The sequence below is a fragment of the Vibrio navarrensis genome (genome assembly GCF_015767675.1).
GTDB lineage: Bacteria > Pseudomonadota > Gammaproteobacteria > Enterobacterales > Vibrionaceae > Vibrio.
This window is the reverse complement of the sequence record NZ_CP065217.1, coordinates 1,982,382-1,997,168: the sequence shown is the minus strand read 5'-3', so window position 1 is coordinate 1,997,168 and position 14,787 is coordinate 1,982,382. Positions and strand designations below refer to the sequence as shown.

General features: G+C 41.7%; 17 protein-coding genes and 1 pseudogene. 15 read left to right on the top strand and 3 right to left on the bottom strand.

The window, feature by feature from the left end; genetic code table 11:
• Positions 1 to 1,067 precede the first annotated feature (1,067 nt).
• A complete protein-coding gene (locus I3X05_RS09510) occupies positions 1,068 to 1,661 on the top strand; it encodes a hypothetical protein (RefSeq protein ID WP_337970658.1) in 594 nt (197 codons plus the stop codon).
• Here I3X05_RS09510 and I3X05_RS09505 read toward each other — a convergent pair.
• A complete protein-coding gene (locus I3X05_RS09505) occupies positions 1,631 to 2,632 on the bottom strand; it encodes an ISL3 family transposase (protein WP_337971166.1) in 1,002 nt (333 codons plus the stop codon). The two genes, I3X05_RS09510 and I3X05_RS09505, sit on opposite strands and share 31 nt — an antisense overlap.
• A 1,496-nt stretch (positions 2,633 to 4,128) precedes the next feature.
• Here I3X05_RS09505 and I3X05_RS09500 point away from each other — a divergent pair.
• The 6 genes and pseudogenes from I3X05_RS09500 to I3X05_RS09475 form a co-directional block, all read left to right on the top strand.
• Positions 4,129 to 4,212, top strand: a pseudogene (locus I3X05_RS09500) (GNAT family N-acetyltransferase); the annotation flags it as partial.
• Between the two features lie 126 nt (positions 4,213 to 4,338).
• Complete coding sequence (locus I3X05_RS09495) at positions 4,339 to 4,980, top strand: ISAs1 family transposase (protein WP_337970657.1); 642 nt, start codon at positions 4,339 to 4,341, stop codon at positions 4,978 to 4,980.
• On the top strand, positions 4,952 to 5,461 hold the full coding sequence (locus I3X05_RS09490) for an ISAs1 family transposase (RefSeq protein WP_337970656.1): 510 nt from the start codon (positions 4,952 to 4,954) through the stop codon (positions 5,459 to 5,461). The genes I3X05_RS09495 and I3X05_RS09490 overlap by 29 nt, the downstream gene beginning before the upstream one ends.
• A 174-nt stretch (positions 5,462 to 5,635) precedes the next feature.
• Positions 5,636 to 6,760, top strand: a complete 1,125-nt coding sequence (locus I3X05_RS09485) for an ISAs1 family transposase (RefSeq protein ID WP_045571304.1) — start codon at positions 5,636 to 5,638, stop codon at positions 6,758 to 6,760.
• Positions 6,750 to 7,160: a GNAT family N-acetyltransferase gene (locus I3X05_RS09480; protein ID WP_337970655.1), complete on the top strand. Its 411-nt coding sequence runs from the start codon at positions 6,750 to 6,752 to the stop codon at positions 7,158 to 7,160. Before I3X05_RS09485 ends, I3X05_RS09480 begins: the two co-directional genes overlap by 11 nt.
• A gap of 661 nt (positions 7,161 to 7,821) precedes the next feature.
• A complete protein-coding gene (locus tag I3X05_RS09475) occupies positions 7,822 to 8,217 on the top strand; it encodes a DUF3465 domain-containing protein (protein ID WP_337970654.1) in 396 nt (131 codons plus the stop codon).
• A 167-nt stretch (positions 8,218 to 8,384) separates the two neighbouring features.
• Here the strand turns inward: I3X05_RS09475 and I3X05_RS09470 are convergent, their stop codons facing one another.
• Both I3X05_RS09470 and I3X05_RS09465 read right to left on the bottom strand, forming a co-directional pair.
• Positions 8,385 to 8,675 (bottom strand): type II toxin-antitoxin system RelE family toxin, encoded by a 291-nt coding sequence (locus I3X05_RS09470; protein ID WP_000221349.1) that lies wholly within the window; start codon positions 8,673 to 8,675, stop codon positions 8,385 to 8,387.
• Positions 8,665 to 8,913: a type II toxin-antitoxin system Phd/YefM family antitoxin gene (locus I3X05_RS09465; RefSeq protein ID WP_000126952.1), complete on the bottom strand. Its 249-nt coding sequence runs from the start codon at positions 8,911 to 8,913 to the stop codon at positions 8,665 to 8,667. The genes I3X05_RS09470 and I3X05_RS09465 overlap by 11 nt, the downstream gene beginning before the upstream one ends.
• Before the next feature lie 718 nt (positions 8,914 to 9,631).
• Here I3X05_RS09465 and I3X05_RS09460 point away from each other — a divergent pair.
• The 8 genes from I3X05_RS09460 to I3X05_RS09425 all read left to right on the top strand — a co-directional run bounded on the left by I3X05_RS09460 (position 9,632) and on the right by I3X05_RS09425 (position 14,767).
• Positions 9,632 to 9,868, top strand: a complete 237-nt coding sequence (locus tag I3X05_RS09460) for an ECs_2282 family putative zinc-binding protein (RefSeq protein ID WP_193168294.1) — start codon at positions 9,632 to 9,634, stop codon at positions 9,866 to 9,868.
• Entirely contained in the window at positions 9,865 to 10,332 is a 468-nt protein-coding gene (locus tag I3X05_RS09455; protein WP_193168295.1) for a hypothetical protein, read from the top strand. The genes I3X05_RS09460 and I3X05_RS09455 overlap by 4 nt, the downstream gene beginning before the upstream one ends.
• A gap of 202 nt (positions 10,333 to 10,534) precedes the next feature.
• Positions 10,535 to 10,786, top strand: a complete 252-nt coding sequence (locus I3X05_RS09450; protein ID WP_001890111.1) for a TIGR03643 family protein — start codon at positions 10,535 to 10,537, stop codon at positions 10,784 to 10,786.
• Between the two features lie 618 nt (positions 10,787 to 11,404).
• Positions 11,405 to 11,872, top strand: coding sequence for an NUDIX domain-containing protein (locus I3X05_RS09445; RefSeq protein ID WP_337970653.1), 468 nt, complete (start codon positions 11,405 to 11,407; stop codon positions 11,870 to 11,872).
• 150 nt (positions 11,873 to 12,022) lie between these two features.
• Positions 12,023 to 12,502, top strand: a complete 480-nt coding sequence (locus I3X05_RS09440; protein ID WP_337970652.1) for a GNAT family N-acetyltransferase — start codon at positions 12,023 to 12,025, stop codon at positions 12,500 to 12,502.
• Positions 12,503 to 13,114: 612 nt separating this feature from the next.
• Positions 13,115 to 13,582: a GNAT family N-acetyltransferase gene (locus I3X05_RS09435; protein WP_017049027.1), complete on the top strand. Its 468-nt coding sequence runs from the start codon at positions 13,115 to 13,117 to the stop codon at positions 13,580 to 13,582.
• A 147-nt stretch (positions 13,583 to 13,729) separates the two neighbouring features.
• Entirely contained in the window at positions 13,730 to 14,200 is a 471-nt protein-coding gene (locus tag I3X05_RS09430) for a GNAT family N-acetyltransferase (protein WP_193188449.1), read from the top strand.
• A 150-nt stretch (positions 14,201 to 14,350) separates the two neighbouring features.
• Positions 14,351 to 14,767 (top strand): VOC family protein, encoded by a 417-nt coding sequence (locus I3X05_RS09425; protein ID WP_017045395.1) that lies wholly within the window; start codon positions 14,351 to 14,353, stop codon positions 14,765 to 14,767.
• Positions 14,768 to 14,787: the final 20 nt, after the last annotated feature.

Sequence of the window (14,787 nt, the reverse complement as noted above, 5' to 3'; positions counted from 1 at the left end):
ACTTGGCACGCGTGGCATTTTCAGTTTGCGTTGAGTTTTGTGGTTACGGTACTGTGCGGTAGCTTTTTTATTGCGTGCCTGCGCCCCTTAACGCGGCGTTATGTTTAATCACGTCAAATCAGTTGATTGCATCTTTTCTTTGCTCCCTCGGCTTGTTGGTTTTGTGCTCGTCGGCAAGTTGGCTTCGTTTGGCGCTGTTTTCCGGACATTTATTTTTTGGTGCTGAAAACTCTGAGTGTTGCCTCAGTCAATTTTCGAGTAAGCGTGAAGTAGGTGCGACTGGCTTAATCGGTATTTTGACCACAAGTGTTTGGGCTTGAATTGCCAAAACTCGAAGTCTGTTTTTCAAATCTATGAGTGATTTCAGTTTTTTAGGTCTTGGCTTTTGTTTGTGAGTCAACGCTGAGTTAATCTTGGTTTTGGTAAAACGTAAGCCCTTGAAGCTTAAACATAACAAAGCGTTAAAGAGGGATTCGTGCCGCGTGGCATTTTTGGTATGCGGTAATTTTTGTGGTGAAAGTGGTCTGCGGAAAGTTGGTTTGTGCTGCACTCACCCCTTAACGCGGCGTTATGCTTAATCACCAAAAATCAGTTGGTTGCATCTTTTCTTTGCTCCCTCGGTGTGTTGGTTTTGTGTTTGTCGGCAAGTTGGCTTTTTTGAGCGCTGTTTTTCGGACACTTATTCTTTGGCGCTGGAAATTCAGAGAATTGCCTCATTCAATTTTCGGGCAAGCGCGAGGTTAGGGCGGCTGGCTCAATCAGAAATCCATTTTTAGGTTTTCAAACTTCAAACCAGATTTGCCAAAATTCCGAGCCTGATTATCAAAACTATGATTCATTTCGGTTTTCTACGTTTTGGATTTTGTGTGTAAATCAAAGCCGAGTTAATCTTGGTTCTAGTAAAACGTAAACCATTGAAGCTTAAGCATAACAAGGCGTTCAAGAGGGATTCATGCCGCGTGGCATTTTTGGTTTGCGGTGAGTTTTGGTGATGAAAGTGATCTGCGGGAAGTTGGTTTAAGCGGCACTCACCCCTTAACGCGGCGTTATGTGAATGAGGAAGTTCAGTGATAGAAGCGGTAATTGGTTTAGTTGGTGTCATTGTTGGTGCGTTAGTGACTGGCTTGAAAGATTGGATTACGTCGTATCTTTCTAAAAAGGCTCGGAAGAAATATTTAGCTACACGAGTAGTTAGTATGCTAGAGATTTTTGTTGATAATTGTGCTTTAGTCCTGAGTGATGATGGCACCGTATGTGGCCAACCAGACAAAGATGGCTACTATTATCCGCAGGTTAAAACTCCTACTTTCGAGCCCTTATTACTAGATGTTGATTGGCTATCAATTGACGCTAATTTAATGCATAAAATCTTATACCTCCCAAATGAGGTATATATGGCGGATAGTAAAATACAGAGTATCTGGGACTACAATCCAAATCACCCTGAGCACCCGGAAATTTTTGAAGAACGATATTACCAGTACTCAAGATTGGCAATAAAGGCTAATGAAATCATCTCTGAACTATGCAAAGAATCAGGTATTAAAATTTCAGAAGAACATAAGTGGTTTGACGCTGATTTATTTGTCAATAAGTTCAAGCTAATTGAAGAACAGCGCAAAAAAGCGGTTCATCCGGAAAATCGATACTTCGCCTCATGACTGGCTTTGATTTTTAACTCAAAAAATTCCCAATCACGATACCCATAGGCGACTTTGTTCAGCGTCTTTATTCGGTTGTTCACACCCTCTACTCGACCACTATTCATCCTTTCATCATAAAATGCCAATATCCCATCCTTATGCTTCCTCAGGGTCTTAGTAAACTTCTCTAGCATCACAATGCCTGAGTGGTTCGCTTCATCTATCCAGCTTTCTAGCCATCTCTCACCCTCTATCTTTGATGGCTGCGACCACAGCATTCTTAACTTCTCTTTTAAATAATAAACCACCGCTAAGGGCTGATTGGCTGCGAGTGCTCGCTCCAATCTCGCTTGGCCTTGCTCATCTAACCTATCGGGATTACTTACCAATAACCAACGAGTATTCTTAAGGTATTGAGCGTCATTTTTGTTACTCATCGAATTTTGTAGTTCACGCCTGAACTCTGTCAGCTTTTCATTAAAACGCTTCACCACGTGGAAACGGTCAATGACCAACTTCGCCTTCGGGGCGTGCTGTTTTACCGAAGAGATGTATGCCTGTCCCATATCGGTGGCGACGGCTTCAATCGGCTTTTTACAACGCAGCTTCCGTTTCCAAAAACCGTCAAGGCTTTCGGCCTTCTTTCCTTTCTCTGTATAAATGACGGCACTTGTCTTCATATCAATCACAACCGTCATGAAGCCACTTTTTGAGCCACAGTAAATCTCATCAATTCCAATGTGAGTGACGTTTTTAAGACAAGGTTGAGAGTATCGCTTTTGCAGGTAATGCTTCTGAATATCTTTCACTGTATCCCAACAGACACCACATAGCTTGGCAATGGCATTGATGGTGACGTTCAATGCTGACAGCGAGAGAACATACTGTTCAAAGCCCTTTGTGTAACGCACTTTGGGACGAGGAACAAAGTTAAGCGGCAAATACCCGAGTGTATTACAAGCTCGGCATTCAATCCGCTGGTTTGCTATCTGGATGTAACAGGGGCTAGTGCCGATTGGCGTAGCGATGAAACGGCGAACCTTACCTCCTTTTTTTTATGACATCACGACTACGACATGATGGACATTTAATATGAGGATTGTGTGCTACGTGAAAGATGGTCGCGTCACCATCAAACTCTGTAGAGCAATAATGGAAAGGGCCGCGTATTCCAAAGCGATGGTAAAGAAGTGAAGTTGACATTAACTGGCTATTTTTGGCGATATGGTATCAGAAAAGCCATTCAGGTATCGATTTTCCGGATGAACCAAAAAAGCATTCACATAACAAACGCTTTAAGACGGATTCGCAACGCGTGGCATTTTTACCATGCATTAAGTTTCGTGATTTAGGTGGTATGCGGAAACAAAGTATTGCGTTGCTCACCACTTAAGCGGGCGTTATGCGACAGGGCAAAGTTTTTAGGTTTCTTCACTTCCGTTGTCTTTGGCCATTCGTTTTTCGGTGTCGGCAAATCAGCATTTTCGGCTCAAATTCTTGAATCACTGAAACCGCAATGCATGCCAAGGTTCGTGAAATTGCCTCATTGAAAATCGCATTTGGCCGTAGAAAGTTTGTCGGGCGCAAAGTGTGGAAAGGACAAGCTTAAGGAAAGTCCGTATTCGCTGAAACCTTGGCTCGTTAAGTTTCTCGCAAGCAAAAGCTAATTCTTCGCTTTCAAGCCGCGTTTCGCGCTTGTGGCGGACTTTTCTGGAAATGTTGAGTTCGTTGGTTCTTGAATAACAAAAAGTCATCTGCACGTTTGTAGTTTTTCGTGTTTAAGGTAATGTTTTCGTTGGTCAATTTGGCTCTTGCGAAAAAATCGCATAACAAACAATTCAAGCAGATTCGCAACGCGTGGCAGTTTTGGTTTGCAGTGAGTTTTGTGTTTATGGTGCAATGCGTTAGCTTTTGTATTGCGTTGCTCACTACTTAATTGGGCGTTATGCAACTCAGGTAAATTTAGGGGTTCAATCTTTTGGGATTTCTCCGGCTATTCGTTTTGTGTTGTCGGCAAATGAGCATTTTTACCCTCAAATTCGTAGTTAACTCAAACCGTAAAACAGGCAAATTTCTTTGTTTGCCTCAATTGGTTTTAGTGTTGGCGCGTTGTCAGTTTAGCGGGCGCAAAGTGTCGAAAGGGCAAGTTTATCGAGCATTGTACACTTGCTGAAGTTTTCGCTCGTTGAGTTTTCCTGATTCAAAAGCTTGGTTTGTTGTTGAAAGGTGGGCTTTGTTTTGGCGGCTTATTTATCATGGCTCTGGCTTGGGTTGGTTCTTGAATCACTCAACCATTGCAATTGTGGCTTTTGGTCGAGTAAAGTCAGTTTATCTTATTTAATTTGCATAACAAACGGCTCAAGAGGGATTGCCAACGCTTGGCGACTTTAGTGCAAAATTGAAATTCAGTGTTTACGGTGTGTTTATTAAGTTCGGCGGTGCGTTGTCAACCCCTTAGCCGGGCGTTATGCCTAAGGTGAAATTGATGATAAAGCAGCTTGATGCAAATGAAAAATCAGTGGTTGAACTGTCAGAGCGTTGCTTCGACGAACTTCGTCAAGTTTACAGGCAGGGTTCGCGCATGTTATTGACGCACCTTTTTATCGAATTTCGGGATAAAATTTTTAGAAATAGATTGAATTAGCGATCTTGACGTGATCTTATACTGTTAAAAATAAAGCAGGATAAGACGAATATGGATTACAGCGAATTTAAAGAGCATTTTAGCATATTGAGTGATACTCGTCAGGCAAGAAAATCGACCTATAATTTCTTCGAAGTGATGTTCCAGGTGGTGACAGCGATGCTGTGCGGAATGAAGACTTGGGATGAAATCGAAGGCTTTGGTGAGGAAAATTTAACCTGGTTTCGTAAGTTTAGTGACTACTCTTCTGGTGTGCCTAGTCACGATACCTTGGCGCGAATAGTGGGTTTGATTGATCCAGATGAGTTTTCATTGTGTTTCGTTCGATGGTGTAATGATATTCGGCGAGAAAAATCCTTAGTGACCCATCATGTTGCCATAGATGGCAAGTCATTAAAAGGTACGTATGATTATAGTAAAAACAAATGCTTAACTCATATGGTGAACGCGTATTCTGTAGATACTGGCCTTGTGCTAGGGCAGTTGAAAACGGATGAAAAATCGAATGAGATCACGTTAATTCCCCAGATATTGAAATTAATCCAAGTTGAAGACCGAGTTATCAGCCTAGATGCCATGGGATGTCAAAGAGCCATAGCGGAAGATATTGTTCTTAGAGGCGGTGACTATTTAATGTCCGTTAAGGATAACCAACCTCGTTTACATGCTCTTTTTCAATCTCATTTTTTTTGAGAAATTGGCAGAATATTCGTCTCACGCAGTAGAGCAAGAAGAGGCAGGTAAACGTGGTCGCAAGGTGATAAGGACCTACATCACGGTCCCATTTACCCAAGAATTTGGTGATTTTGCTGTTGATTGGAAAGGTTTAAAAACATTATGTATAGCAGTAACTTACCAGAAGTCGAATAGTGAATCATCGGGAAGTCTTGGTATTCGGTATTTCATCTCATCGAAGGAACTGACGCCGGTTAGTTTTGGCGAATTGTGTCGTGGTCACTGGGGTGTAGAGAGTATGCATTGGTGGCTGGATTGTGTGATGGGAGAAGATGATAGCCGCATTACTTATCAGCATGCGGCAGAGAATCTTTCGCGCATACGTCAAATGTGCATGAACTTGATAAAGTTAGTAGAAATGAAAGGCACTTTGAAAAGGCGGCAATTAAAATGTGCGTTAAATACAGAGTTTCGAGAGCACGTGTTATTTGGGACTTAACAATTATTTAACTCATGCGCAAGCCGTGAGTTTACAGGCCAACTGAGCCAGGGTTCGCGCATGTTATTGACGCACCTTTTTATCGAATTTCGGGATAAAATTTTTAGAAATAGATTGAATTAGCGATCTTGACGTGATCTTATACTGTTAAAAATAAAGCAGGATAAGACGAATATGGATTACAGCGAATTTAAAGAGCATTTTAGCATATTGAGTGATACTCGTCAGGCAAGAAAATCGACCTATAATTTCTTCGAAGTGATGTTCCAGGTGGTGACAGCGATGCTGTGCGGAATGAAGACTTGGGATGAAATCGAAGGCTTTGGTGAGGAAAATTTAACCTGGTTTCGTAAGTTTAGTGACTACTCTTCTGGTGTGCCTAGTCACGATACCTTGGCGCGAATAGTGGGTTTGATTGATCCAGATGAGTTTTCATTGTGTTTCGTTCGATGGTGTAATGATATTCGGCGAGAAAAATCCTTAGTGACCCATCATGTTGCCATAGATGGCAAGTCATTAAAAGGTACGTATGATTATAGTAAAAACAAATGCTTAACTCATATGGTGAACGCGTATTCTGTAGATACTGGCCTTGTGCTAGGGCAGTTGAAAACGGATGAAAAATCGAATGAGATCACGTTAATTCCCCAGATATTGAAATTAATCCAAGTTGAAGACCGAGTTATCAGCCTAGATGCCATGGGATGTCAAAGAGCCATAGCGGAAGATATTGTTCTTAGAGGCGGTGACTATTTAATGTCCGTTAAGGATAACCAACCTCGTTTACATGCTCTTTTTCAATCTCATTTTTCTTTTGAGAAATTGGCAGAATATTCGTCTCACGCAGTAGAGCAAGAAGAGGCAGGTAAACGTGGTCGCAAGGTGATAAGGACCTACATCACGGTCCCATTTACCCAAGAATTTGGTGATTTTGCTGTTGATTGGAAAGGTTTAAAAACATTATGTATAGCAGTAACTTACCAGAAGTCGAATAGTGAATCATCGGGAAGTCTTGGTATTCGGTATTTCATCTCATCGAAGGAACTGACGCCGGTTAGTTTTGGCGAATTGTGTCGTGGTCACTGGGGTGTAGAGAGTATGCATTGGTGGCTGGATTGTGTGATGGGAGAAGATGATAGCCGCATTACTTATCAGCATGCGGCAGAGAATCTTTCGCGCATACGTCAAATGTGCATGAACTTGATAAAGTTAGTAGAAATGAAAGGCACTTTGAAAAGGCGGCAATTAAAATGTGCGTTAAATACAGAGTTTCGAGAGCACGTGTTATTTGGGACTTAACAATTATTTAACTCATGCGCAAGCCGTGCCAACTGAGCTCGCAGTTAGCAATAAAAACAGTGCTAAAAGTGAGTGGAGTTGCTTTGGTTTCCATGTTGATGAGGTTTTAGTTGGAGTAGTTGAAGCTAAACAGGTTGGCTCAGAATTACAGCTTAGCTCGTTAGCAGTCGCATCAAGTTTTCGCCAAAAAGGTGTAGCTAGAAAGCTCGTAGATTTCGTTGTTACACAGTTTAAGTCTATTAACTCAGTCTCGGTTTGGTGTGTTGAGCAAACAGGTAATGTCGCTGTTTTTAAGGCACTAGGCTTTAATGTGGTTCAACGTTTTGATTCGGACTTTTTCATACTTTCCGACGGTTCAAAAGCGGTAGAAGTTCAGTTAAAACAAAAAGTAACGGCATAACAAACGCTTCAAGAGGGACAGCCAACGCGCGGCATTTTTACTATGCGTTGGTTTTTGTGATTACGATGTTATGCGGAAGGTTAGTAGTAGCGTTGTCTGCCCCTTAAGCGGGCGTTATGCAACTCAGGTAAATTTAGGGTTTCAATCTTTTGGATTTCTCCGGCCATTCGTTTTGTGTTGTCGGCAAATGAGCATGTTTACCCTCAAATTCGTGGTTAACTCAAACCGTAAAACAGGCAAGTTTCTTTGCTTGCCTCAATCAGTTTTAGCGCTGGCACGTTGTCAGTTTGGAAGGCGCAAAATGTGGAAAGGGCAAGTTAATCGAGCGTTTTGCTTTTGCTGAAGTTTTCGCTCGTTGAGTTTGTCTGACACAAAAGCTTGGTTTGTTGCTGAAAGGTGGACTTTGTTTTGGCGGCTCATTTATCACAGTTCTTGCTTGGGTTGATTCTTGAATCACTCAACCATTGCAATTGTGGCTTTTGATCGAGTAAAGTCAGTTTATCTCATTGAATTTGCATAACAAACGGTTAAAGAGGGACTGCCAACGCGTGGCGGTTTTTGTTCAAATTGGCATTTGTGATTACGGTTGTTATTTTGAGTTCAGTGGTTTGCGTTGTCAGCCCCTTAACCGGGCGTTATGTGAATTGGAGAAATTGAGTATATGAAGAAGTTAATCGCTATATTTATAGCCGTCTTTTGTCTAGCTTCGATTGGTGCTCAAGCTAATGATCATCAGTTAAAAAATGCGTATGAAAATCATCAAAGTGATATTCAAGTTCAAGGCTCAGGTACAGTCATTCGCTTGTTACCTGATGACAACGAAGGGAGTAGGCATCAAAAATTCATATTGAAACTGGACAGTAAACAAACTTTACTTGTTGCTCACAATATTGATTTAGCTCCTAGGGTTCCAAATCTAAAAGTTGGCGATCGAGTCCAGTTTTACGGTGAATATGAATGGAACAAAAAAGGTGGTGTCATGCACTGGACGCACAAGGATCCAAGCAATAAACACCCGCACGGTTGGTTAAAGCACAACGGTAAGGCGTACGAGTAAAATTCACATAACAAACGGCTCAAGAGGGATTGCCAACGCGTGGCGGCTTTAGTACAAAATTGAAGTTCAGTGTTTACGGTGTGTTTTTTGAGTTCGGCAGTGCGTTGTCAACCCCTTAGCCGGGCGTTATACCTTGCCGAAAAAATAGGCATTGATTGGTGTATTAATCAGTCATCTAAGCGTTTCATTGCACTACGGTAAACATCACTTCGCTCTCGTTTTCCAACTGCTAAGACCGTTACCACGATAACGTCATCTTTTACTTGGTAAACAAGACGGTAGCCAGACTGACGTAGCTTTATTTTATACATGTTATCAGCGCCAGAGAGTTTTGATGCTGGTACATGTGGGTTTTCTAAGCGTTCAATGAGTTTCTTTTTAAATTGCTGTTGTAGTGTAGAGCCAAGTTTTTTCCATTCTTTTAAGGCGCTCTTTTTGAAATCAAGTTTATAGGTCATCGATGTTTACCGAAATGCTTTCTTCAGACTCTCGTTCTCTTGCAATAGCTAATAGTTCGAGATCATCGAGTCGATCCATCATCATTTCGTATGCTTTTGCTGGAACACAGTAAAAAGCAGGTTCGTTTCGGTTAAGTACAGCGACAGGTTCACCATATGCACTTGTTGCAACTTTCATAGGATTAGCTTTTAATTCAGTAATACTTGCAGCCACATCGGCTAAGATTCTAGCGGTCATTTATTGAGTCCTTTAAGTGGTCTTTATAAAGGTCATTCTAGCGCTATAAGAACGGTATAACAAGGCGTTCAAGAGGGACAGCCAACGCGTGGCATTTTTATTATGCGTTGGTTTTTGTGATTACAGTGTTGTGCGGAAGCTTAGTAGTAGCGTTGGCTGCCCCTTAACGCGGCGTTATGCAACTCAGGTAAATTTAGGGGCTCAAACTTTTGGGATTTCTCCGGCTATTCATTTTGTGTTGTCGGCAAATGAGCTTTTTTATCCTCAAATTCGTGGTTAACTTAAACCGTAAAACAGACAAGATTCTTGGTTTGCCTCAATCATTTTTAGCGTTTGCTTGCTGCCAATTCAGCGGGCGCAAAGTGTGGAAAGGACAAGGTTATCGAGCATTTTGTACTTGCTGAAGTTTTCGCTCGTTGAGTTTTCCTGACACAAAAGCTTGGTTTGGTGCTGAAAGGTGGACTTTGTTTTGGCGGCTCATTTATCACAGTTCTTGCTTGGGTTGATTCTTGAATCACTCAACCATTGCAATTGTGGCTTTTGGTCGTGTAAATTCGGTTTATCTCATTGAATTTGCATAACAAACGGCTCAAGAGGGATTGCCAACGCGTGGCGACTTTAGTGCAAAATTGCGGTTCAGTGTTTACAGTGTATTTTTTAAGTTCGGCGGTACGTTGCCAACCCCTTAGCCGGGCGTTATACGATTTAGGAGGCAAGTATGTTGAAAACAGATCATATTAGTATCAAATGTCCTGAATGTGGACATACTGAGTTTGAACAGTCTGAAGATGTCAAAGATGATGATTTCGTGAAATGTGCTAATTGTCATTTCGAGATCATGTTTGGTGATCTGAAAGAAATTGGAATTGAACAAGCAAAAGAAGTTGTTATTCCTGAAATCAAAGCTGAATTAGATAAGATGCTTAAAAAAACATTTAAAGGTCGTTTCAAATGAGCCAATACGAATTACTTACTTTAGTGACTTCGCTATTGGCTATTGTTGTGTCGCTAGTCTCTTTAGTTCGTACTCGAAAAATAGCCCAAGAACAGTTGGAGCTTGAACGGGTCACAGCCGAACTATCAAAAGTTCAGCTCAAAAATTTAGAAGAAGAAAACAAAGCTAAAAATCTTCCTAAGTTTAATGTGACAATACAAAGATTAGGAAAAAACAGTTTTTTCTATATCACAAATACTGGTCAAGGTACTGCGTATAACCTGAATCTAGAGTTAGTAAACTGCTCAGAAAATCCCTTGTACGATGTCGAGCATAAATTACCTCACCCAGAAATGAAGCCAAATTCACGTGTAAAACTTAATGCCTCATTTCACACGCAAAGCCCCTTAAAGTACGAAGCTAAACTGACATGGGAAGATGCTGAAGGTAACCCTGTAAGTGAAAATTTTTGGCTTACGAGGTAGCAATCGTATAACAAGCAATTTAAGAGTGATTCAGCACGCTTGGCATTTTTGGTTTGGGTCTAATTTAGTGTTTACGGTGTTCAAATTGAGTACTGTGGTAACGTGCTTCACACCTTAATTGGGCGTTAGGTGTTCATCAGCTATATGAACCAAATACTGAGCCTGAACGTAAAACCAAATTTTGAAACTTCGGTTATTTTAGATGGAACTGAACACGGCAATCGAGTCAAGAATTATAGAAATGGCATGGGAAGACCGCACCCCATTCGAAGCAATCAAGCATCAATTTGGTCTGAACGAAGCTGAAGTGATTAAGTTTATGCGTAGTCGACTCAAACCTAGTAGTTTTAAATTATGGCGTGGTCGTGTTTCGGGTCGTAACACAAAACATGCGAAGCTGCGCAGCTCAGAAATTAGTAGAGGCTACTGCCCAACCCAATACAAGCATCGTTAATTGGCACACACCTAACAAACTGCTTAAGAGGGATTCGCAATGCGTGGCATTTTTAGCGTGCGGTGAGTTTCGTGATTAAGGTGGTGTGCGGTAGCTTTTGCAGTGCATTGCTCACCCCTTAGCAGGGCGTTATGTTTAATCACGTCAAATCAGTTGGTTGCATCTTTTCTTTGCTCCCTCGGCTTGTTGGTTTTGTGCTTGTCGGCAAGTTGGCTTCGTTTGGCGCTGTTTTCCGGACATTTATTCTTTGGCGCTGGAAATTCAGAGAGTTGCCTCAGTCAATTTTCGAGTAAGCGCGAGGTAGGTGCGGCTGGCTCAATCAGTATTTTGACCACAAGTTTTTGGGCTTGAGTTGCCAAAATTCGAAGTCTGTTTTTCAAATCTATGAGTCATTTCAGTTTTTAGGTCTTGGCTTTTGTTTGTGAGTCAATGCTGAGTTAATCTTGGATTTGGTAAGCGTAAGCCCTTGAAGCTTAAACATAACAAAGCGTTCAAGAGGGACTTGGCACGCGTGGCATTTTCAATTTGCGTTGGGTTTAGTGGTTAAGTTGTCATGCGGTCACTTCTGTATTGTGTGCCTGCGCCCCTTAACGCGGCGTTAGCTTTCAAGGAGGAAAATTGAGCTCAAGTGACTATATCAAAGAGGTTCGTTCTAAGATTGGAACAATGCCACTTCTTATCCCCGGCGTTGCGGGTGTCATTTTAAATGAAAACAAAGAGCTACTACTTCAGCAAAAATCAGATGGCACATGGAGCCTTCCTGCCGGAATGATTGAACCTCGAGAGTCGCCAGTGCAAGCATTGGTCAGGGAAGTTCGCGAGGAAACAGGTTTGGCTGTAAAAGTAGATCGCCTACTTGGTGTATTCGGCGGTGAGGGTTTTGGTTTTACATACCCAAATGGTGATCAAGTTGAATACACAGTTATCATGTTCAAATGTGTAGTAGAAAGTTGTTCTCAATCCGCACTTGATGATGAAACGGTATGCCTTAAATGGTTTTCAAAAGGAAATATGCCAAGGCTTGAGCTGCCTTACCCGTTGGATTGTTTGTTTGCAGACAATGATTTAGCGTACTTCGTTGGCTAGAAAGCTAACAAACTGTTCAAGAGTGATTCACAACGCGTGGCATTTTTACCATGCGTTGGTTTTAGTGTTTAAGGTGTTATGCGGTGGCTTCGGTATTGCGTTGCTCACACCTTAACAGGGCGTTAGGCGCTATTCACTTTAGGATTAGGGATGAACGTAGAATTTAAAGTGATCAATTTGGCGCAAGATTATGATTTTTGCGTAGCTGCTCGAAAGGACGCTTACTATTGCAGTTTCAAAACCTATTCGGGTTTTGATGATTTCATAGCAGGTTATCGAGAACGAATCCAAGAAAGGCAATCTGAAGCAGGTTGGTTTTACATCCATATCTGGTTGGATGGGCAATTGGTAGGGCAGTTAGAGTTTCGTTCTTTTTCGCCCGAGCCAGATACCGGTTATGTCCATTTGATTTACTTGTTGCCTGAAATTCGAGGTTCCGGTTTGAGCCAGCAAGTTCAGCTCTACATCGAAACAGAATTGACACGAGCTGGTTGTAATCGTGCTGTGCTTTCCGTGAGTAGAACGAACACAAGGGCGTTAAGATTCTATAAGCGTAATGGTTGGGTATATTGCTGCCCTAATCCAAAGCACGATGAAACTGATTTTTACCAATTACAACTGCGCGCCTAACAAACTGCTTAAGAGGGATTCGCAATGCGTGGCATTTTCAGCATGCGGTGAGTTTTGTGATTAAGGCGGTGTGCGGTAGCTCTTGTAGTGCATTGCTCACCCCTTAGCAGGGCGTTAGCTTAAAACAATGAAAATCAATTGATTGCAGCCTGTTTTTTCTTCCCTTGGCAATTAATTCAGGTTTCTCGGCAAATCAACATTGTTTGCCAATTGGAGTTTTAAGCAGTTGCCTCAATTGAGCTTTGAGATTGCGCGAGGTTAGCCAGCTTGGCGCAAAGTCGCTTTAGTAGTTTTGCTTTCGCTTTGAGTTTTCCGAAAATGATTTATCAAAAATTTCGGGTTTTCAAATCGCACGAAAGGTCACAAAGTTTGACCTAATTCGGGTTTCAAAACTCAAGTGGTTTGTTGGTTTTCCAAATCGGTTTAATCTCAGTTTTGGTAAATCTAAGGTGCTGAAATTTAAGCTAACAAACTGCTTAAGCGGGATTCGCAATGCGTGGCATTTTCAGCATGCGGTGAGTTTTGTGATTAGGCGGTGTGCGGTAGCTTTCGTAGTGCATTGCTCACCCCTTAGCAGGGCGTTAGTTTACATATCAAATTCAGAGGACGAAAATGAAAATTAGATCGGCTGAAGCGTCAGATTTAGACTCACTCTTGCGTCTAAATTATCAGATTGGAATCATGCACTTTGAAAATGCACCAGAAGCATTTGTTGAACCGTCATCTGAAGAAAAAGAGTTCCTTCTTCAAGCTCTAAATGATCAATCAAGGCTCTTTCTTGTTGCTGAATTTGCTGGTGATGTTGTTGGCTTTGTGACAGCGAAAGTAACTCAAAATGAAGCTATCCCGTTTTTAGTTAAAACACCGATTTGTCGTGTTGGCACAATTGTAGTTGATGAAAGTGTCAGAGTTTCAGGTATAGGAACCCAACTAATGGCTCAGTGCAATGACTGGGCTAAATTGCAAGGTGCGGAGCAAATTAGGCTAGAGGTCATGGCTTTCAATAAGTGTGCACAAAACTTTTATGCGAAACTAGGCTTTGAAGAGCAGTCAAAAACAATGTGGAAAACTGTAAACTAACAAACGCTTCAAGAGGGACAGCCAACGCGTGGCATTTTCACTATGCGTTGGTTTTTGTGGTTACGCATGTTATGCGGAAGCTTGGTAGTAGCGTTGTCTGCCCCTTAAGCGGGCGTTATGCGATTAATTAAAGGGATTCATCGGCTAATGTTGGAAATTGAAAGACTTAATGAATCACATATCAATGCTATTCAAAAAGTGAGCGTTGAAGATGAACAGTTAAGATTTGCTGGTACAGCAGAGGAATTTCTGCAAGACGGCAGCGATACAGCTCATCTCCATGTCATCAAGCATGATGGTTCAATTGTTGGCTTCTTCAAGTTGGACATTGCTTACTCCGAAAGTTATCCATTTTGTCCATCTGACGGGCTCGGTTTAAGATTTTTCGTTATAGACAAGTCGCAACAAGGCAAAGGCCTTGGGACGAAAGCGGTAAAAGCATTGTTTGATTATCTGAAAAAGAGCTACCCAAGCTTTAAGAGTGTCTATCTGACAGTTAACTGTCAGAATCAAGCTGCAAGAACTTGTTATCTTAAAGGCGGCTTTGAAGATAATGGTGAACAGTATTTAGGTGGTCCAGCTGGCCCACAACACATCATGCGTGGAAAAATCGCATAACAAACGCTTCAAGAGGGACAGCCAACGCGTGGCATTTTTACTATGCGTTGGTTTTTGTGATTACGGTGTTATGCGGAAAGTTAGTAGTGGCGTTGGCTGCCCCTTAAGCGGGCGTTATGCTACCAGTCGAAATCTTCAATAAGGAATACTATGAAACAGAACATTGTCCATATTGCTTTAGTTGTAAAAGATTATGATGAAGCCATTGATTTTTATGTAAACAAACTCAAATTTGAACTTATTGAAGATACTCATCAACCTGAACAAGACAAACGTTGGGTGGTTGTGGCTCCACCAAATTCTCATGGTGTTACGTTATTACTTGCCAGAGCCTCGAAGCCAGAGCAGCATGATTTCATTGGGAATCAAGCAGGCGGTCGAGTATTTCTGTTCCTAAATACTGATGATTTCTGGCGTGACTTTAAGCGTATGAAATCGATTGGTATTAATTTCGTCCGCGAGCCAACAGAAGAAGACTATGGAACGGTAGCAGTGTTTGAAGACTTGTATGGAAACTTGTGGGATCTTCTTCAATTGAATCCAAGCCATCCAATGGCAAAAAGGTAGCATAACAAACGCTTCAAGAG

Excerpts from the sequence above, each read along its gene's own strand:
- I3X05_RS09495 (WP_337970657.1), top strand. The coding sequence starts at position 4,339 with ATGGATTACAGCGAATTTAAAGAGCATTTTAGCATATTGAGTGATACT.
- I3X05_RS09490 (WP_337970656.1), top strand. The coding sequence starts at position 4,952 with ATGCTCTTTTTCAATCTCATTTTTTTTGAGAAATTGGCAGAATATTCG.
- I3X05_RS09485 (WP_045571304.1), top strand. The coding sequence starts at position 5,636 with ATGGATTACAGCGAATTTAAAGAGCATTTTAGCATATTGAGTGATACT.
- I3X05_RS09475 (WP_337970654.1), top strand. The coding sequence starts at position 7,822 with ATGAAGAAGTTAATCGCTATATTTATAGCCGTCTTTTGTCTAGCTTCG.
- I3X05_RS09470 (WP_000221349.1), bottom strand. The coding sequence starts at position 8,675 with ATGACCTATAAACTTGATTTCAAAAAGAGCGCCTTAAAAGAATGGAAA.
- I3X05_RS09465 (WP_000126952.1), bottom strand. The coding sequence starts at position 8,913 with ATGACCGCTAGAATCTTAGCCGATGTGGCTGCAAGTATTACTGAATTA.
- I3X05_RS09460 (WP_193168294.1), top strand. The coding sequence starts at position 9,632 with ATGTTGAAAACAGATCATATTAGTATCAAATGTCCTGAATGTGGACAT.
- I3X05_RS09455 (WP_193168295.1), top strand. The coding sequence starts at position 9,865 with ATGAGCCAATACGAATTACTTACTTTAGTGACTTCGCTATTGGCTATT.
- I3X05_RS09450 (WP_001890111.1), top strand. The coding sequence starts at position 10,535 with ATGGAACTGAACACGGCAATCGAGTCAAGAATTATAGAAATGGCATGG.
- I3X05_RS09440 (WP_337970652.1), top strand. The coding sequence starts at position 12,023 with ATGAACGTAGAATTTAAAGTGATCAATTTGGCGCAAGATTATGATTTT.
- I3X05_RS09435 (WP_017049027.1), top strand. The coding sequence starts at position 13,115 with ATGAAAATTAGATCGGCTGAAGCGTCAGATTTAGACTCACTCTTGCGT.
- I3X05_RS09430 (WP_193188449.1), top strand. The coding sequence starts at position 13,730 with ATGTTGGAAATTGAAAGACTTAATGAATCACATATCAATGCTATTCAA.
- I3X05_RS09425 (WP_017045395.1), top strand. The coding sequence starts at position 14,351 with ATGAAACAGAACATTGTCCATATTGCTTTAGTTGTAAAAGATTATGAT.